This is a genomic window from Nonomuraea sp. NPDC005983, from assembly GCF_040614375.1.
GTDB lineage: Bacteria > Actinomycetota > Actinomycetes > Streptosporangiales > Streptosporangiaceae > Nonomuraea.
The window spans coordinates 40,242-58,368 of record NZ_JBEXUP010000021.1 but is presented as its reverse complement, the minus strand read 5'-3'; the positions used below and the strand labels follow the sequence as shown (position 1 = coordinate 58,368).

Here is an 18,127-nt window from a genome sequence, read left to right as displayed (position 1 = left end):
GGCGTTCCTCCGGGTCGGGCCCTCAGCCCCGTCTGGCGGGCATTTCCAGAATGGTGCGCAGCTGGTAGCGGTCGGCGCGGTAGGTCGACACGCCCAGCTCGGCGCAGGCGCCGCCGGAGAAGGACCTGCGCTGCAGCAGCAGCACGGCGCCGCCGCGTGGGAGCTTCAGCAGGTCGGCGTCGCTCGGGTCGGCGATGCCCCCGTCGATGGTGAGCTCGCCCGCGTCCATGACCAGGCCGTAGCGGCTCTCCAGCAGTTCGTAGAGCGACCTGTCGGACAGGTCCTGGTCGGCCAGGTCGGGGGCGAGCTTGACCGGGATGTGCGCGCGCTCGATCGACAGCGGCTCGCCGTCGGCGGTGCGCAGCCGTTCGATGAAGTGGACCTCCTCGCCCGGCTGGATGCCCAGCTCCTTGGCGAGGTGGGCGCTGGCGCGGACGATCCGCCTGTCAAGGTCGCGCGAGCCGGGCACCAGTCCGCGGGCGCGCATGTCGTCGGTGAACGAGGTGAGCTGAAGGGCCAGTTCGATCTTGGGACGGGCGACGAACGTCCCCTTGCCCGGCACCCGGTGCAGGCGTCCCTCGGAGACCAGGTGGTCGACGGCCTGCCGGACCGTCATCCTGGACAGGCCGAAGCGCTGGCAGAGCTCCCGTTCGGACGGGATCGCGGCGCCGATGCTGAGCTCGTTGCTGTCGATGAGGTCCAGCAGGATCTCGCGTAGCTGGAAGTACTTGGGCACCGGGCTGTCCGGATCGATGTGCGCCACGGATCCTCCCCTCGATCTGACCTGGGCAATGGGCTATGGTTCGTACTGGTCTAGTCCGGACTAGACCACATGTCGCAAAACAGGGTCAAGTCCAGACGGTAACGATTTGAGGGATGAGCGCGAGATGACCACCAAGATGCGCAGCGAGATCGGTGAGCAGCCCGAGGCGCTGCGCGCCACGCTCGACTCCTTGCTCCCCAGGGTCGGCGAGGTGACGGCGCTGGGCGAGGAGACCCGCCAGCTCCTGTTCATCGCGCGAGGCACCTCCGACAATGCCGCAGTCTACGGCCGTTACCTGGTCGAATCGCACGCCGGTCGGCTCGCCGCGCTCGCCGCGCCATCGATCGCGACGACGTACAAGCGCAAGCTCGACCTGACGGGCGTCCTCGCCGTCGCGATCTCCCAGTCGGGCCGTACCGAGGAGATCGTCGAGACGCTGGCCTGGGCGAAGGAGTGCGGGGCCAGGACCGTCGGCATCACCAACGGCGGCGAGGACAGCCCGCTGGCGCAGGCCGCCGACGTGGCGCTCTGCACGCTGGCGGGCGAGGAGAAGGCCGTCCCCGCCACCAAGACCTACACCACGCAGCTCGCCGCGCTGGCCGTGCTCGCGCTCGGCCTGGGCGCGGACGTCGACCGGGACGACCTGCGGCAGGTCCCCGACGCGGTCGAGCAGCTGATCGCCGAGCCCGGCGACCTGGAGGCCGTCGTCGACGGCCTGGCCGACAAGCACGGCGCGGTCGTGTCCGCGCGCGGGCTGGCCTTCTCCACCGCGCTGGAGACCGCGCTCAAGCTCAAGGAGGCCTGCTACCTGCACGCCATGGGCCTGTCGTACGCGGACCTGCTGCACGGCCCGATCGCCGTGGTCGACGCCGACACCCCGGCGCTGCTGGTCGCCGCCGAGAACAGCCCGACGCTCCCCGGGACGGTCGCGCTGGCCGAGCGGGTCGTCGCCGCGGGCGCCGCGGCCTACACGATCGGCGGCGGCTCGGCCCTGGCCAAGGCGGGCACCGCCGCGCTCAACGGCCCCGCCCTGCCGGAGTGGGTCGCCCCGATGGGTCTGATCGTGCCGGGTCAGCTGCTGACGGAGGCGCTGGCCAGGAGGCTCGGCATCGACCCGGACGCGCCACGCGGGCTCAACAAGGTGACGCAGACCGACTGATCACCCAAGGTCGTCTAGCCTGGTCGCAGGGTCAGGACGAGGGAGGACGGATGGCGGCGGACGCTAACGCGATCATCGCCGGGCTCGGCGGTGCCGACAACATCATCGAGATCGAGCCGTGCATCACCCGCTTGCGTACCGAGGTGCATGACGCCTCCAAGGTGGACCAGGCGGCCCTGAGAGCGGCGGGCGCGCACGGCGTGATGGCCGCGGGCAACGTGGTCCAGGTCGTCGTGGGGCCGGAGGCCGACACCATCGCCAGCGACATCGAGGACCTCATCGGCTAGAGGGCGAGATCATGACGACTGTTCTCGCCCCGGTCGAGGGGGCGGCGATAGGGCTGGCGGCCGTGCCCGATCCGGTCTTCTCGGCGGGCATGGTGGGGCCGGGAACGGCGATCGACCCACTGCGGGAGCCGGGCAAGGCCGTTGCCCCCATAGCCGGAAAAATCATGAAACTGCATCCGCACGCCTACGTCATCGTGGGCGATGACGGCAGGGGTGTGCTGGTGCATCTGGGCATCGACACGGTGCAGCTCAAGGGGAAGGGGTTCCGGCTTCTCGCGGCGGAAGGCGACCGGGTGAGCGCGGGCCAGCCCGTCGTGGCCTGGGACCCCGCCGCGATCGAGGCGGGCGGACGCTCGCCGATCTGCCCCGTGGTCGCGCTCGACGCGGCCGCGGTGGGGGACGTGGCCGTGGGAACGGTTCACGTGGGGGACGAGTTGTTCCGATGGGTGTAAACGCGGTCCGGCTGGTCTGGACCGGCACAGGAGGAGGAGTCCATGCCCGAGCGTAAGGTCACCGTCCAGGCGGAGGTGGGGTTGCACGCCCGCCCGGCGGCGACGTTCGTGCAGACGGCGATGCAGGCCCCGATGGACATCGCCGTGACCAAGGTCAGCGGTGGCGGCCCGGTCAACGGCAAGAGCATCCTGCAGATCATGGGGCTGGACGTCCGTCCCGGCGAGACGATCGTGATCTCGGCCGACGGCGAGGGCGCCGACAAGGTGCTCGACGAGCTCGCCGCGATCGCCGGCGCGCCATGAGCATGCGGGGGGTGGGGGTCAGCCCGGGCATCGGGCACGGCCCCGCGTACGTCCTGTCCGTCTCCGTGCCCGAACCCCCCGCGGGCGCGACCTACACAGGCGAGGCGGACGATGAGAAGGAGCGCGTGACGGCGGCGCTCGGCCAGGTGGCAGGCGAACTGGAGGCCCGGGGCAACCGGGCGGGCGGCGAGGCCAAGGAGATCCTCAAGGCCCAGGCGCTCATCGTCGAGGACCCCGGCCTGGTCGTGGGCGTCAAGTCGCTGATCGACCGGGGCCTCGCGGCCCCCAGGGCGGTCTACGAAGCTTTCGCTAAATATCGGGACATGCTGGCTGGGGTCGGCGGGTACCTGGGCGAGCGGGTCGCCGACCTCAACGACCTCCGCGACCGGGTGATCGCCCTGCTCACCGGGCAGGCCCTGCCCGGCCTGCCCACCGATCCGGTGGAGCCGTACGTGCTGATCGCCCGCGACCTCGCCCCCGCCGACACCGCGCTGCTCCACAAGGACTACGTCGCCGCCTTCGTCACCGAGGAGGGCGGCCCGACGAGCCACACCGCGATCCTGGCCAGGTCGCTGGGCGTGCCCGCGGTCGTGGCCTGCCCCGGCGCGCTCAACGTCCCGATGGGCGCCCGCGTCCTGGTCGACGGCACCTCGGGCGAGGTGCGCCAGGAGCCCACCGACTCGGACGTGGCCAGGGCGGTCAGCGAGGCCTCCGCCAGGAAGCGGGCCCTGCGCGAGACCAGTGGGCCCGGCAGGACCAGCGACGGGTTCGAGGTGCCGCTGCTGGCCAACATCGGCGGCCCCGGCGAGCTGGACGCGGCCCTGGCGCACGGCGCGGAGGGCATCGGCCTGTACCGGACCGAGTTCCTCTTCCTCGACAAGGACCACACTCCGTCGGCCGAGGAGCAGGAGCGGGCCTACCGGACCGTCCTGGAGGCGTTCCCCGGCGGCAAGGTCGTGGTGCGGACCCTCGACGCGGGGGCCGACAAGCCGCTGCCGTTCCTGCCGCCGCTGGCCGCGGAGCCGAACCCGGCCCTGGGCGAGCGCGGACTGCGCCTGTTCAGACGCTTCCCGGACGTCATGCGCTCCCAGCTCAGCGCCCTGGCCGCCGCCGCCGAGGGCACCTACGCCCAGCTGGACGTGATGGCCCCCATGGTCGCCACGGCCGAGGAGGCGCGCTGGTTCGCCGAGCAGTGCCGGGAAGCGGGCCTGACCAGCCGCGGCGTCATGATCGAGATTCCCGCGGCGGCGATCCGCGCGGAGAGCCTGGTGACGGTCGTCGACTTCATCTCGATCGGCACCAACGACCTGGCCCAGTACACCTTCGCCGCCGATCGCACGCTGGCCGCGCTCGGCCGTCTCCAGGACGCCTGGCAGCCGGCCCTGCTCGACCTGGTGGCGAGGGCCGCGACGGCCGCGTCCGACAACGGCAAGCCGTGCGGCGCGTGCGGCGAGTCGGCGGCGGACCCCGTCATGGCCTGCGTCCTGGTCGGTCTGGGGGCCACCACGCTGTCGATGAGCCCTTCGGCGCTCCCGACCGTCCGGGCGGCGCTGGCGGAGCACACCCTGGGCGAGTGCGAGCTCGCGGCACAGGCGGCGCGCGCGGCGACCACCCCGGCCCACGCGCGGGCGGCCGCCCGCTCCTGTCTGCTGGGGCTGGCGCGTCTGGGGTTGTAGGGGAGGTACGCCTCTCGCGGGCCCATCGCGCTCTGCGCGGCTCGGGCCTATCGCGCTCTGCGCGGCTCGGGCACGCCGTCGCCTGGATACGGTTGGGGGCATGGTTCGACGCATCGGAACGGCCGGCTTCCTGGTGATCGCGCTGACGGCGTGCACGGGCGGCGAGGGGGTGGCCGGGGCGGCGGCGCCCTCGGCGAGCCAGCCCTCCAGCCGGCCCCCCAGCCAGTCCTACAGCCGGCCCTCCAGCGTGCCACAGCAGTCCGCCACCGCCACGCCTTCCGCCACGCGGGCGCAGCCCGGCGCGGTGCAGCGGGCCCTGGCGAAGATGAGCGTCGAGGAGAAGGTCGGGCAGCTCTTCATGCCCGTCCTGTACGGCACGTCGGCCGGCAGCGTCTCGGGGGAGAACCAGGCCCGGTACGGCGCGCAGACCCCGGCCAAGGTGGTCGCCAAGTACCACCTCGGCGGCGTGATCCTCTTCCCGCAGAACGTCAGGAGCACCGGCCAGGTCGTCGCGCTGACCAACGGGCTGCAGAAGGCGTCCCCCGAGGTGCCGCTGCTGATCGGCACCGACCAGGAGAACGGCCTGGTGTCCAGGATGTCCGCGCTGATGACCGACTTCCCGGGGGCCGCAGAGATCGGCGCGACCAAGGACACCTCGTTGTCGCGGGCCGTGGCCAAGGCGACCGGCGAGGAGCTGCGCGCGCTCGGCGTGAATCTGGACTTCGCGCCGGTCGCCGACGTGAACGTCAACCCGAAGAACCCCGTCATCGGCACGCGCGCCTACGGCGACGACCCGCAGGCGGTGGCCAAGATGGTCGCCTCCGCGGTCAAGGGCTTCGCCGACGCCAAGGTCGCGGCCGTGGCCAAGCACTTCCCCGGCCACGGCGACACGGACGTCGACAGCCACACCGGGCTCCCGGTGATCAAGCACACCCGGTCGCAGTGGCAGCAGATCGACGCGCCGCCGTTCAAGGCCGCGATCGCCGCCGGCGTGGACGTCGTCATGAGCGCGCACATCGTCTTCCCCAAGCTGGACCCCTCGCGCGACCCGGCGACGCTGTCCAAGCCCATCCTGACCGGGCTGCTCAGGAACGAGCTCGGCTTCAAGGGCGTGATCTCGACCGACGCCCTCAACATGGAGGGCGTCCGCAAGAAGTACGGCGACGGCGAGGTGGCGGTGCGGGCCGTCCAGGCGGGTGCCGACCTGCTGCTCATGCCGAACGACTTCGGCAAGGCCTACCGTGCGGTGCTGGGCGCGGTGAAGTCCGGCAAGATCTCCGAGCAGCGGCTCGACGAGTCGGTCACCCGGCTGCTCACGCTCAAGCAGTCGCGCGGCCTGCTGGCCGGGGCGCCCGTGGCCTCGGCGAAGCAGGCGGCCGAGGTGCTGCGCTCGTCCGAGCACCGCAAGCTGGCCGCCCGCGTCACCAAGGCGTCGCGCTAGTGCTCGCCGTGTAGCCCGCTGGCGATGAAGATCGAGGCGAGCAGGGCGAACAGGAACGCCTGCAGGAACTGGATGAACATCTCGAACGCGGTCAGGACGATCGTCATCGCCACGCCGACGACGCCGATGCCCGCGCCGAGCGGGGTGAGCTTCTCGAACAGGAACCAGAAGCCGACCGAGCTGAAGAAGGCCAGGAGGAGGTGGCCGGCGAACATGTTCGCGAACAGCCGGACGAAATGGGTGAACAGCGACGTGACGAAGGTCTCCGCGAGGATCAGCGGGGCGTAGACGCCGTAGGCCCAGACGGGCATCCCGGGCTGGTGGACGATGCCCTTCAGGTAGCCGAGCACGCCGTGGTGCCTGACGCCCAGGTAGATCTTGACGACGTACACGGTCACCGCCAGCACGAAGGGGAAGGCGATGTGCGCGGTCACCGGGAACTGGATGACCGGGATGACGCCCATCAGGTTCCAGACCAGCACGGTCAGGAAGACGGGGAGGAGGAAGCCCATCCATCGGTCGGCGTCCTTGCCGAGGCTGGGCCTGGCCACCTGTTCGCGTACGAACACGTAGACGTACTCGCCGATGCTCTGCCAGCCGCGTGGCACGATCTTCGGCCTGGCGAACGCGGCCCAGCACACGGCGATGACGACGACCGAGCCGAGCAGGGCGGTCAGCACCGGTTTGGTGAGCCATTCGGGCCCGCCCGGGAAGATCGGCGCGAACTGGAAGAGTTCGACTCCGGGGGCTTTGAACGTGTCGGGAGAGGTGATCAGGATCGTCGTCTGCACGGCGGTCCCTTCTGGGGGTAGCGGATGGGGATCTCGCTGGAACCTCAGCCTAAGGAGGGGAATCGGCGATCCTTTATCGAGGGTTATGCCGGTTCCTGATCGATCGTGGGGACGCTCTACCCTGGAACGTACTTCGAGCGTAGGAGGCGGCCGTGGTCGCGGGTGTGCTGATCGACTGGGGCGGGGTGCTCACGACCAACCTGTCCGACTCCATCGGCAGGTGGATCGCAGCAGACCGGATCGACGACGCGCACTACCGCGCCGTGATGCGCGAGCTGATCTCGCACGCCTACGGCGGCGGCAAGGAGAACCTGGTCCACGCGCTGGAGCGCGGCGAGATCGACGGCCCCACGTTCGAGCGCGACCTGGCCGCCCGCCTGCTCACCCTCGACGGCGTGCCGCCCGTGGCGGAGGGTCTGCTGGAGCGGATGTTCGCCGGCTTCGAACGCGTCGACGCCATGTACCAGATGCTGTGCGACGTCAGGGAGAGCGGCATCAAGACCTGCCTGCTGTCCAACTCGTGGTCCGACGTCTACCCCCGCGACGGCTGGGACGAGGCGTTCGACGCGATCGTGATCTCCGGCGAGGTCGGCATGCGCAAGCCGGAGCCCCGCATCTTCCACCACGCGCTCGACCAGGTGCGGCTGCCCGGCGAGGCGTGCGTCTTCATCGACGACATCGAGGCCAACATCGTCGCGGCGCGGGCGATCGGCATCGCCGGAATCCACCACCAGGATCCGGACACGACCATCGGGGAACTCGAGTCCCTCCTCCAACTCCCGTTGCGCCGGGCATGATAGAGCCCCTGCATGCTGTGAAAGGTTCGTGATGCGCGTCTACCTGCCGTGCACGCTGCCCGTGCTGGCCCGAGCGGTCGAGGCGGGCCAGCTGGGGCCGGCCCCGCTGACCGGCTACGCGGTGACTCCCGCGTTGACCGAGTGGTACGCCTCGGGCGACACCGAGGAACTGGAGTACGTCGCGCTCACCGAGGCGGCCCGCGCCTCGCTGCGCATGCTGGCGGACGAGCGCGCCGACGGCGCCGACACGGCCCCCCGCCGCGTGGTCGTCGCCGCCGAGGTGCCCGAAGGCTCCCTGACCGGGGGCGCCGACCTCGACGAGAAGGCGAGGGTGCGGCTCGCCGCCCCGGTGCCGCTCGCCAAGGTGGCCGCGGTGCACATCGACGACCAGTACGCCGTCGCCGACATCGAGGCCGCCATCGCCGCGCTGCCGGCCGCCGACCAGGGCGACGACGACGCCCGCTTCACGGTCGACGGCGCCGAGGCGCACGAGCTCATGTGGTACGCCACCCAGGAGATCCCGGACCTTCTGCACTGATCTCCGGCACGGCCCCCACCAGGGGCCAGACCTGCTCCGAGACGGCCCGCGGCTGCGCGGTCGCCATGTTAGGGCTGTGTTAACTCCGTCACAGATCGTTGACCTTGCCTTGGTGATCCCCGCTACCGTCCCACGAATTCCATACCCGGGATAGAAGGAGTGGGTTTCTCGATGAAGTTCCGAGTTACGGCGACTGCGGTGGGTGCGATCGCGGCTGCCCTCCTGGCGACGTCGCCCGCGCAGGCGGCCGCGAAGCCGTACGACCACAAGGACCCGTACAAGACCGGCTGTGGCAACTCCGCTCGTGCGGTCAGGACCGGCATCATGAAAAGCAGGATCGAGCCCAATATCGGCACGATCAAGCTCATGTGGTCGGGCACCTGCAAGACCAACTGGATTGAGATCAAGACGATGACGGCGGGCTACGGCACGATCAACGTCTACACGCAGGACGGCCGGGAAGACCGCTTCTCCTACAGGGCGGGCAACGGCGGCCGGCACTGGGGCAACATGCTCTACGGCAACGACATGTGCGCCTGGGGCAGCGCCAGCGTGAGCTGGAACGGTGGCATGGGCGGCCAGAGTGGCTCCGGCGGCACGCCCAAGGCCTGCAAGTAGCCTGTGAAGCCGCGGCCGGAAGGTCGCGGCTTCGCCGTTCTCCGGTCCCCAGAATGTCAGCTTCGCCGACTACGCTGGACGCGACATGACGAAGCACATCATCTGGGATTGGAACGGCACGCTCCTCCACGACATCGACGCCGTGGTCGGAGCGACCAACGAGGTCTTCAAGCCGTACGCCCTGCCCGCGCTCACCGCCGACGGCTTCCGCGCCGTCTACACCAGGCCGATCTGGCTCGCCTACGAACGCCTGCTCGGCCGTCCCCTTGAAGACGGCGAGTGGGAGCTGCTCGACACCGGCTTCCACGACCACTACTTCCGCCTGAGCGCCGTGTGCGGGCTCGCCGCCGACGCCGTGCTCTCGCTCACCAGCTGGACGGGCAGCCAGTCGCTCTGCTCGATGGCCCCCCACACCCACCTGGTCCCGGCCGTCGAGTCCTTCGGCATCACCGCGCACTTCACCCGCATCGACGGGCTGGTCGGGAGCTCGGGCGGGGAGAAGGCGGCGCACATGGCCGCGCACATCGAGGCGGTCGGCGTGGAGGCGCGGGAGGTCCTGGTGATCGGCGACAGCGTCGACGACGGGATCGCGGCCAAGCACGTGGGCGCCAGGGCGGTGCTCTACACCGGCGGAATGACCCTGCGGGAAGAGCTGGAGGCGACGGGCTTCCCGGTCGTCGACACCCTCGCTGAAGCGCTCGACCATACATAAAACGCCCAGCCGTGGGCCTCCCAGTGGGTGATGGCCGTACCCTGGCAAGATCCCCCCTCAGGAGGCCGCCATCAACCGCCTAGTGCTCTGGAACATCGACCTCACGCTGGTCGACGTCGCGATCGTGACCAGGGGCGCCTACGCCGAGGCGTTCCGCGTCGTGACCGGGCGCCCGCTGGTCAAACTGGCCCCGGCGATGGGCCGGCCCGACTCCGAGATCGTCTTCGAGACCCTCGCCGTCAACGGCATCAAGGCCGAAGACGACCACCTGCCGCGGTTCCTGTCGGCGCTGGCCGTGGCGTTCGCCGACCGCCGCAAGCGGCTGACCGCCGAAGGCCGCGCGATGCCAGGGGCCAAGGACGCGCTCAAGGCCGTGGCCAAGCTCGATGGCGTGGCCCAGTCCGTCCTGACCGGCACGATCAAGAGCAACGCCGTGCTCAAGCTGAAGGCGTTCGGGCTCGATAAGCACGTGAACTTCGACATCGGCGGGTACGGCGAGGAGGTCTACCCCAAGGCGACGCTGTTGCAGGTCGCCCAGGGGCGGGCGAAGGAGCGTTTCGGCACGCCGTTCACCGCCGCCAACACCGTGCTGATCGGCGACTCGACCCGCGACGTGCAGGCGGCCAGGATCGGCGGGGCCCTGATGATCGGCGTGGCCTCCGGGCGCTCCATGATGGGCGAGTTGCGGGAGGCGGGCGCCGACCTCGTGCTGCCCGACCTGTCGAACGCCTCCGAGGTGGTGGCCGCGGTCGCGGGCCTCACCACCCCGGTCGACCGCAAGGCGGGCTGACCCCTCCCAGACGCCTGTGCTCAGACGGGTCGTTCACGCGGGCGCGTTCGTTCAGGCGAGGGCGTTGAGGAAGCGGGCCGCGATGGGGGCCGCCACCGCCGATCCTGCGCCGCCGCCTTCGACGACGACCGCGAACGCCAGGTCCCCCTTGTAGCCGACGAACCACGAGTGGGCGGGCGGCTCCTTGCCCGAGCCGTACTCCGCCGTCCCGGTCTTGCCCGCCGTCCCGGCCGGGAACCGGACGGCCTGCGCGGTGCCGTCCGTGACGACGGCCGGCATGAGCTGGCGCAGCGCGCGCACCACGTCGGCCTCCAGCGGACGCGGCCTGAGCGTGCGGTCGGGCATCAGCTTCTCGGCCACCAGCCGGGGCGGGCGCCACGAGCCGTCGGCGATGGCGGCGGCCACCGACGCCATGTTGAGCGGGCTGGCCAGCACCCGGCCCTGCCCGATGGAGGCCGAGGCGAGGTCGGTGTCGTCCTTGGGAGCGGGGAACTCTGCCTTCACCGCGGGGACTCCCGGCGTGATCGCCGCCCCGAAGCCGAAGCTGGCGGCCACCTCGGCGAGCCTGCCCTTGCCCAGCTCGGCCACGCCCATCGCGCCGAACGTGGTGTTGCACGAGTGGGCGAAGGCGTCGCGGAAGGACAGGGTCCCGTAGTCGTGGAAGCCGGCGTTGTGGAAGGGGAAGCCGCCGATGTTCTGCTCAGGCGGGCACTCGACCTGCTGGCCGGGCTCGACGCCGTCCGCGACCAGCGCGGACGCGGTGACGACCTTGAACGTGGAGCCCGGCGGGTACTTGCCGAGCAGCGCCCGGTTGAACCCGCCCGGCTTGTTGACCACGGCCAGCATCTCCCCGGTCGAGGGCCGCAGCGCGACGAGCGATGCGGGCTTGCTCGTCTCCTCGAGCGCCTTGGCCCCCGCCGCGTGCACCCTGAGGTCGATCGTGGTCTTCAGCGGTGTGCCGGAGGCCGGTTTGACCAGCGTCTTGACGAGCTCCTCGCCCTGGTAGAGGTCGATCCTGGCGTCGTCGCGGGTGCCGAAGCGGTCGGGGTAGGTCTGCTTGACGCCCTCGACGAGCTGCTGCACCGAGCCCGGGGTGCCGGGGGTGTCGATGCGGTCGCCGTCGGCGGCCAGCACCGGCGTCGGGTCGCGCTTGACCGTGACGAGCCGGAGGGAGCGTCCGGGCTTGAGCTCGGGGTGGATGGCGGCGGGGGTCCAGGCGACCTTCCAGCCGCCGACGCGCTTGACGAGCCTGAGCTCGCCGTCGTAGTCCCAGTCGCGGGGACCTCGCAGGTCGGCGTGGAACGTCACCGCGTCGCCCCGGTCCTCCGCGGACGCGTTCCGCTCGAAGGTGGCCTCCCGCAGTCGCAGGTCGGTGCGGAAGCGCTGGAGCCAGCGGGTGAAGTCCGCGGGCGGGTCGGCGACCAGCTCGCGCATCGCGCCGTAGTCCTGTTTGTTCCAGGCCCTCAGGTAGGAGTCGGCTGTCTCCTCCGGCGAGCCCATCCGCAGCACCCAGACCGTGCCGCCGGCTGCGACGGTGGGTACCAGAATCGCCGCCGCCACCCACGGCCACCTGCGCCTTCGCCGTGGCGGTGTTGCGGGTCGAAGGTCGTTGAACATCGGTGCCCCCTGTTGTGTCATGCGTCAGAGAACACCAGACCCCCACAAATGATGTCCAATACTGATATAGCCGACTTATCGATATGGATTTGGCTATAGTTGCTGGCCATGGACCTGGTCCGGCACCTTCGGTACTTCACGGTCGTCGCCGAGGAACTGCACTTCGGCAACGCCGCGATCCGCCTCGGCATGGCCCAGCCGCCGCTCAGCCAGCGCATCAAGCGCCTGGAGGAGGAGCTGGGCGTGCGGCTGTTCGACCGTTCCGCCCGCCAGGTGCGCCTCACCGAGGCGGGCAGGCTGCTCCTCGGCGAGGCGCGCGAGATCGTGGCCAGGGTGGACCGCCTGCACGACCTGGTCCGCCACGGCGAAGCGGCGCTCAAGATCGGCGTCCCGCCGGGGCTGGCCGCCGGGGTGATCGCCGCCCTGGTGGCCGCGTTCCGCGAGAGCAACCCCGGGATCCGGCTCGCGCCCGCCGAGATGTGGACGTCCGACCAGGTGTCGGCGCTCGCGGAAGGCGTGATCGACGTCGGGCTGGTGCGCCACCCGGTCACCGCGCCCGGCCTGCACTTCGGTCAGGTGCTGGTGCAGCAGCAGGGCGTCCTGCTCGCCGAGAGCGACCCGCTCGCCGGCGCGGGCGAGCTGCACCTGGCCGACCTGGCGGGACGCGAGCTGCTCATGCCGCCCAGGGAGGGCGAGCCGGGCGGCTACGCCGAAGTTCTGGCCGAGTGCCGCCGCCACGGCTACGTCCCGGCGCAGGTGCATCACGGCACCGGGCTCGGCATGGTGCTGGCGGGAGCCGCGGTCGCGTTCGGCGTCAGGGAGGAGGTGCCGGGGCTCGCCTGGCGGCCGCTGCTAGGCTCGCCGATCACCTGCCGGGTCTCCACCGCCTGGCGGACCGCGACGGACGTCGTCAGCGACTTCGCCGCGGTGGCCGTACGAACCCTGAAGGAGAGCGCCGGGATGGCGGACGAGGGCGGGACGCCCGTGCGGCGGGTCAGCCGCAGGCCGGGAGTGCTGGCATGACGGCGCTCGACCTCGGCGCGGTCTTCCGCGCGGCGGGCGTGACCGGCTGGCTGCACGCCCTCGACCTGGACTCGGGCCGGGAGGTCGGGCACCGGCCCGACGAGCCGGTGTCGATGGCGTCGGTGTTCAAGGTGCCGCTGCTCGTGGAGTTCGGCCGCCAGGCCGACGCCGGGCTGCTCGACCCGGCCGCGAGGGTGACCATCGGGGCCGCGGAGCGGAGCTCCGGCCCGACAGGCATCTCCGCGATGCTCGACGACGTCACGATCTCGCTGCGCGACCTGGCCTACCTGATGATCGCGGTGAGCGACAACACCGCCGCCGACGCCCTGGCCGCCAGGGTCGGCCTGGACGCCGTCAACGCCATGCTGACCCGCTTCGGCCTGACCGGCACGCACGTCGAGCAGAACGCCGGCCAGCAGAACGACAGCATGGCCGAGGACGCCGGGCACGGCTGGCCCTTCCTGGACCCCGAGGACCTCGCCCGGCTGCGGGTGCTCGACCCACTGCGCACCAACCGCAGCACCGCCCGCGAGACGGCCGCGCTGTTCGCGCTGATCTGGCGCGACGAGGCCGCCTCCGCCGAGTCGTGCGCGTGGATGCGCGGGGTGCTGAACCTCCAGGTGTGGCCGCACCGGCTCGCGTCCGGGTTCCCGTACGACGACGTGGAGGTCAGCGGCAAGACCGGGACGCTGCCCACGGTGCGCAACGAGGCGGGCGTGGTCGAGTACCCTGACGGCGGCCGGTACGCGGTCGCGGTGTACACCCGCGCGTTCAGCCCGGCGCTGAACCAGCCGCGTGCCGACGCGGTGATCGGCACGGCGGCCCGTATGGCGGTGGACCACCTGCGTAGGTAGGAAGTTATGTGGAAGGTCAGGTATGACTTTCGACGGACTGGGCGACAGGATGGGGCGCATGGTTGCTGAAGGTGCACTTCTCTGGGAACCGACCGAAGAGATCGTCGCTCGTGCCAAGCTGACTCGCTACCTCGAGTCGCTCGGCCGGGCAGGGTCGAGTTACGAGGAGGTGTGGCGGTGGTCCGTCGACAGTCCAGCGGAGTTCTGGACGTCGATCTGGCACCACTTCGACGTGATCGGAGAGCTTGGTGACGGGCCCGTCATCACTGGGACGATGCCCACGGCCGATTGGTTCACCGGAACGACGCTCAACTACGCGGAGAACGCGCTCCGTCGCACCGAGGGCACCGCGCTGGTCTTCGTCTCCGAGGACGGCGCCCGCCAGGAGATGTCGCACGTTGAGCTGCGCGAGGAGGTGGCCCGGGTCCGGGCGGGGCTGGTGCGGCTCGGCGTCCAGCGCGGCGACCGGGTGGCGGGCTACCTGCCCAACATCCCGCAGGCGCTGATCGCCTTCCTGGCCACCGCGTCCCTGGGCGCCATCTGGTCGGCCGGCTCGCCCGACTTCGGCGTTCCGAGCATCGTCGACCGGTTCAGGCAGATCGAGCCGAAGGTGCTGATCGCGGTCGACGGCTACCACTACAACGGCAAGAGCTACGACCGGTCGGCGGCCGTCAACGAGATCGCCGCCGAGCTGCCGACGCTCCGTGCCACCGTCTGGATCCCGTACCTGGCGGCCGTCGAGGAGGGGAGCGCGCCGCAGCAGGCGGAACCGACCCCGAGCAACGCCGCCGACCTCCCGCACGGCGACGTGATCGGCTGGGAGGGGCTGCGGGCCGAGGAGGGTCCGCTGGAGTTCGAGCGGGTGCCGTTCGGCCACCCACTGTGGATCCTCTACTCCAGCGGGACGACCGGCCTGCCCAAGCCGATCGTGCACGGCCACGGCGGGGTCGTCCTGGAGCACCTCAAGTCCCTCTCCTTCCACCAGGACCTCGGCGAGGAGGACGTGTTCTTCTGGTACACCACCACGGGCTGGATGATGTGGAACTACCTCATCGGGGCCCTGCTCGTCGGGGCCGTCCCCGTGCTGTACGACGGCTCGGCCACCTACCCCTCGGCCGCCGCGCTCTGGCGGATCGCCGACACCGAAGGGGTGACCTACTTCGGCGTCGGCGCGCCGTACATCATGGCCTCGCTCAAGGCCGGGATCCGTCCGCCGGAACTGGCCCGGCTGCGGGGGGTCGGCTCGACCGGGTCGCCGCTGCCGCCCGAGGGGTTCGCCTGGGTGAGCACCGAGCTGCCCGGCGTCCCGCTCGGCTCGTTCTCCGGCGGCACGGACGTGTGCACCGGCTTCGTCGGCGCGACCCCGCTCCACCCGATCAGGGCGGGCATCATCCCGTGCCGGTCGCTCGGGGCGAAGGTGGAGTCGTTCGACCCGGCCGGCCAGCCGGTCGTCGGCGAGGTGGGGGAGTTGGTGGTCACCCAGCCGATGCCGTCCATGCCGGTCATGTTCTGGAACGACCCCGACGGTGAGCGGTACCGCGACAGCTACTTCGACGTCTACCCCGGCGTGTGGCGGCACGGCGACTGGCTCAAGCTGAACCCCGACGGGAGCTGCGTGATCTACGGCCGGTCCGACTCGACGCTGAACCGGGGCGGCGTCCGGATGGGCACCAGCGAGTTCTACCGCGTCGTCGAGCGGTTCGAGGAGATCGCCGACAGCCTGGTCATCGACACCGGCCAGCTCGGGCAGGAGGGGAGGCTGCTGCTCTACGTCACCCTCGCCGAAGGCGCGGCGCTCACCGACCCGCTGACCGACGCGCTGCGGGCGGCGCTGCGCGAGGAGCTGTCACCCCGGCACGTGCCGAACGAGATCGTCGCCGTGCCCGGCATCCCGCGCACCCTGTCGGGCAAGAAGCTGGAGGTGCCGGTCCGCAAGATCCTCCTCGGGACCCCGGTCGAGCAGGCCGCCAACCCCGACGCGATGGCCAACCCCGAGGTGCTGGAGCACTTCAAGCCCTGAACGGGACGATCGTGATCTTGCCTCGCGTCCGGCCTGCCGCCGGGCAGATACCGTCGCGAAGCCTGCCCGATCCCCCAGGCCCTCGCCCCTCAGCTCCGCTGAGCTCGGGCGCGGGCGGTCAGGTGACGGCCGCCTGGTAGGTCGCCCACACTGCGGATGTGGGCGCGCCTCCACTGTGTCGGGCGGCCTCGCCGCGATATAGTGCGCCTCATGGCTTTGCTCCCGGATTAGGTCGGTCGCGGCGACTCGACCCCCGTCCTTCCGGCCTGAATCCTTGGAGCTTCCGCATGCCCCGCCCGTCCACGGCGGTGGGCTATCGTGCCCTCCTGCTCGTGCCCGGAGTCGCCCGCGCCTTCGCCGCGGCCTCCCTGGCCCGTCTCTCGTACGCCATCGTCGCCCTCGCCTTCCTGCTCACCACCCTGCGGGCCACCGGTTCGTACGCGGTGGCCGGCCTCGCCCTCGGCGCGTTCGGCGCTGTCGGCGTCGTCGCGCCGCTCAAGTCCCGGCTGGTCGATCGGCGCGGACCGCGCCGCGTCCTGCCCGCGCTGGCGGCGGCGTACGCGACCGCCCTGCTCGCGACCGTCGCCGCCGCCTACGCCAAGGTCGGGGAGCCGGCCGTGTACGTCGCCGCGGCGCTGGCGGCGGGGCTGGCCGCGCCGCCGGTCGGGCCGTCCATGCGGGCCATCTGGGCGGAGCTCGTCCCGGAACCCGACGGCCGGCAGCGTGCCTACGCCCTGGACGCGGCCGTGGAGGAGGTGCTCTTCGCCGGCGGCCCGGCTCTGGTCGGCGTGATCGTCATGTGGTCCGACGCCGCCGCGGCCCTGACCCTGAGCGCCGCTCTCGCGCTGGCCGGCACCGTCGGCCTGGCCTTCTCCCCGGCGGCGGGCGCCCGCGCCAGGCCCACGAGTCCCGCCAGGTCAAGCCTGGTGGGGCCGCTGCGCTCGCGGGACCTGCGCACGCTCGTCGGCGCCGTCATGGGGTTCGGGCTCGGCCTGGGCCAGGTTGAGGTGGCGGTCGCGGCCAGGGCGGAGCAGGCCGGGCAGCCCGGCGCCACCGGCTACCTGCTCGCGGGCCTGGCTGCTGGCAGCGCCGTCGGCGGCCTCGTCTGGGGACGCCTCACCCACCGCCGCCGGACCTCGACGTACCTGATCGGGCTGGCCCTCGTCCTGGCGGCGGGTTCGGCCGGCGCCGCCGTGATGCCGGCCCTGCCGGGCCTGGGCGCGGTCCTGTTCGCCATGGGCGCCGCGGTGGCGCCGACGCTGGTGATCGCCTGGCTGGTGGCAGACAGGCTGGTGCCGGACGCGGAACGGGTAGAGGCGGGCACCTGGATCAACACGGCGAGCAACATCGGGACCTCGCTCGGCACGGCGCTCGCCGGGTTCGCCGTCGAGCGCGCGTCCGCCGCGACGCCGCTGCTGCTCGGAGCGGGAGCCTTCGCCCTGACCGCCGCCTTCGTGGCGGTCGCCGGGCGCCGGCGGTTCGACCAGGTACTCGGCGCTCGAAGGTGACTGTCGGGCCCAGCCGCTACGTTGAGCGCATGACCTATGTTGAAGGCAAGATCGACCGGATCAGGCCACAGAAGTTCCATGAGACGGTCGGTCTCGAGGATTGGCGTGTGCTGGGCGAGGGAGCGTGCGCGTACTTCCGCACCGGGTCGTTCACAGCCGGCGCCCGGTTCGTGCAGGAGATCAGCGAGCTGACCGGTCTCGGGGGCGGTCACCCCGACATCGACCTGCGCAATGAGGGCGTGACTGTACGGCTGATCACGATCACCGACGACTACTACGGGCTGACCGAGCGGCACGTCGAGCTGGCGCGGCAGATCTCGGCGGTGGCCCGCAAGCTGGACATCCTTGCGGATCCGTCCGCAGTGCAGACCGTCCAGGTCACCATCGATGCGCTCGTCGGCCCCGAGGTGGTGGCGTTCTGGCGTGCCCTGCTGGGCTACCAGGACCGCGCCGGCAGCCCTGAGGATCTGATCGACCCGCACCGTCGCGGGGCGCCGTTCTACTTCCAGCAGATGGACGCACCGCGTGCGCAGCGCAACCGGGTCCACGTCGACGTCTGGGTGCCGTACGACCAGGCCGAGGAGCGGATCGCGGCGGCGATCGCTGTCGGCGGCCGCCTGGTGACAGACGCCTACGCGCCGTCGCACTGGGTGCTGGCCGACCCCGAGGGCAACGAGGCCTGCGTCGGCGCAGCCGGCTGGACCGGCCCCGAACCCAGCCTGCGATGGGTGCCGCGAGCACGTCGAAACTAGCTCGACCAGCGGGCGGCTGACCGGGA

19 protein-coding genes are annotated in these 18,127 nt (G+C 71.4%); 16 read left to right on the top strand and 3 right to left on the bottom strand.

What is annotated here, in order from left to right; genetic code table 11:
- Window positions 1-22 precede the first annotated feature (22 nt).
- The gene (locus ABZ297_RS12890) at window positions 23-763 is read right to left on the bottom strand and encodes a GntR family transcriptional regulator (protein ID WP_355343954.1); all 741 of its coding nucleotides are present in this window, start codon (window positions 761-763) and stop codon (window positions 23-25) included.
- A 124-nt stretch (window positions 764-887) separates the two neighbouring features.
- Between ABZ297_RS12890 and ABZ297_RS12885 the strand changes: the two genes are divergently transcribed.
- The 6 genes from ABZ297_RS12885 to nagZ all read left to right on the top strand — a co-directional run bounded on the left by ABZ297_RS12885 (window position 888) and on the right by nagZ (window position 6,081).
- Window positions 888-1,922 carry an SIS domain-containing protein gene (locus ABZ297_RS12885; protein WP_355343951.1) on the top strand — a complete coding sequence of 345 codons (1,035 nt, stop codon included), beginning with the start codon at window positions 888-890 and terminating at the stop codon, window positions 1,920-1,922.
- Window positions 1,922-2,209, top strand: coding sequence for a PTS glucose/sucrose transporter subunit IIB (locus ABZ297_RS12880; protein WP_355344014.1), 288 nt, complete (start codon window positions 1,922-1,924; stop codon window positions 2,207-2,209). The genes ABZ297_RS12885 and ABZ297_RS12880 overlap by 1 nt, the downstream gene beginning before the upstream one ends.
- Before the next feature lie 11 nt (window positions 2,210-2,220).
- Window positions 2,221-2,661 carry a PTS glucose transporter subunit IIA gene (locus ABZ297_RS12875; protein WP_350803488.1) on the top strand — a complete coding sequence of 147 codons (441 nt, stop codon included), beginning with the start codon at window positions 2,221-2,223 and terminating at the stop codon, window positions 2,659-2,661.
- 42 nt (window positions 2,662-2,703) lie between these two features.
- A complete protein-coding gene (locus ABZ297_RS12870; RefSeq protein ID WP_355343948.1) occupies window positions 2,704-2,964 on the top strand; it encodes an HPr family phosphocarrier protein in 261 nt (86 codons plus the stop codon).
- A gap of 2 nt (window positions 2,965-2,966) precedes the next feature.
- Complete coding sequence (gene ptsP, locus ABZ297_RS12865) at window positions 2,967-4,640, top strand: phosphoenolpyruvate--protein phosphotransferase (protein ID WP_355344011.1); 1,674 nt, start codon at window positions 2,967-2,969, stop codon at window positions 4,638-4,640.
- 100 nt (window positions 4,641-4,740) lie between these two features.
- Window positions 4,741-6,081 carry a beta-N-acetylhexosaminidase gene (nagZ, locus tag ABZ297_RS12860; protein WP_355343945.1) on the top strand — a complete coding sequence of 447 codons (1,341 nt, stop codon included), beginning with the start codon at window positions 4,741-4,743 and terminating at the stop codon, window positions 6,079-6,081.
- Here the strand turns inward: nagZ and atpB are convergent.
- Window positions 6,078-6,872: a F0F1 ATP synthase subunit A gene (gene atpB, locus ABZ297_RS12855; protein WP_355343942.1), complete on the bottom strand. Its 795-nt coding sequence runs from the start codon at window positions 6,870-6,872 to the stop codon at window positions 6,078-6,080. The two genes, nagZ and atpB, sit on opposite strands and share 4 nt — an antisense overlap.
- 152 nt (window positions 6,873-7,024) lie before the next feature.
- Between atpB and ABZ297_RS12850 the strand changes: the two genes are divergently transcribed.
- From ABZ297_RS12850 to ABZ297_RS12830, 5 genes are all read left to right on the top strand, one after another.
- Window positions 7,025-7,669, top strand: coding sequence for an HAD family phosphatase (locus tag ABZ297_RS12850; protein ID WP_355343940.1), 645 nt, complete (start codon window positions 7,025-7,027; stop codon window positions 7,667-7,669).
- A gap of 31 nt (window positions 7,670-7,700) precedes the next feature.
- Entirely contained in the window at window positions 7,701-8,207 is a 507-nt protein-coding gene (locus tag ABZ297_RS12845) for a hypothetical protein (protein WP_355343938.1), read from the top strand.
- 171 nt (window positions 8,208-8,378) lie between these two features.
- Window positions 8,379-8,825 (top strand): DUF2690 domain-containing protein, encoded by a 447-nt coding sequence (locus ABZ297_RS12840; RefSeq protein ID WP_355343935.1) that lies wholly within the window; start codon window positions 8,379-8,381, stop codon window positions 8,823-8,825.
- Window positions 8,826-8,910: 85 nt separating this feature from the next.
- Window positions 8,911-9,537 (top strand): HAD family hydrolase, encoded by a 627-nt coding sequence (locus tag ABZ297_RS12835; protein ID WP_355343932.1) that lies wholly within the window; start codon window positions 8,911-8,913, stop codon window positions 9,535-9,537.
- Between the two features lie 82 nt (window positions 9,538-9,619).
- Window positions 9,620-10,327 carry a haloacid dehalogenase-like hydrolase gene (locus tag ABZ297_RS12830; protein WP_355343929.1) on the top strand — a complete coding sequence of 236 codons (708 nt, stop codon included), beginning with the start codon at window positions 9,620-9,622 and terminating at the stop codon, window positions 10,325-10,327.
- 51 nt (window positions 10,328-10,378) lie between these two features.
- Here ABZ297_RS12830 and ABZ297_RS12825 read toward each other — a convergent pair whose 3' ends face one another.
- The gene (locus ABZ297_RS12825; RefSeq protein ID WP_355343926.1) at window positions 10,379-11,887 is read right to left on the bottom strand and encodes a penicillin-binding transpeptidase domain-containing protein; all 1,509 of its coding nucleotides are present in this window, start codon (window positions 11,885-11,887) and stop codon (window positions 10,379-10,381) included.
- A gap of 165 nt (window positions 11,888-12,052) precedes the next feature.
- Here ABZ297_RS12825 and ABZ297_RS12820 point away from each other — a divergent pair, with 165 nt between their 5' ends.
- From ABZ297_RS12820 to ABZ297_RS12800, 5 genes are all read left to right on the top strand, one after another.
- On the top strand, window positions 12,053-12,967 hold the full coding sequence (locus ABZ297_RS12820) for a LysR substrate-binding domain-containing protein (RefSeq protein ID WP_355343923.1): 915 nt from the start codon (window positions 12,053-12,055) through the stop codon (window positions 12,965-12,967).
- Window positions 12,964-13,821: a serine hydrolase gene (locus ABZ297_RS12815; protein ID WP_355343920.1), complete on the top strand. Its 858-nt coding sequence runs from the start codon at window positions 12,964-12,966 to the stop codon at window positions 13,819-13,821. Before ABZ297_RS12820 ends, ABZ297_RS12815 begins: the two co-directional genes overlap by 4 nt.
- A 58-nt stretch (window positions 13,822-13,879) precedes the next feature.
- The gene (locus tag ABZ297_RS12810) at window positions 13,880-15,841 is read left to right on the top strand and encodes an acetoacetate--CoA ligase (RefSeq protein WP_355343917.1); all 1,962 of its coding nucleotides are present in this window, start codon (window positions 13,880-13,882) and stop codon (window positions 15,839-15,841) included.
- Window positions 15,842-16,128: 287 nt separating this feature from the next.
- A complete protein-coding gene (locus ABZ297_RS12805; protein ID WP_355343914.1) occupies window positions 16,129-17,349 on the top strand; it encodes an MFS transporter in 1,221 nt (406 codons plus the stop codon).
- Window positions 17,350-17,378: 29 nt separating this feature from the next.
- Entirely contained in the window at window positions 17,379-18,101 is a 723-nt protein-coding gene (locus tag ABZ297_RS12800; RefSeq protein ID WP_355343911.1) for a VOC family protein, read from the top strand.
- Window positions 18,102-18,127 lie beyond the last annotated feature (26 nt).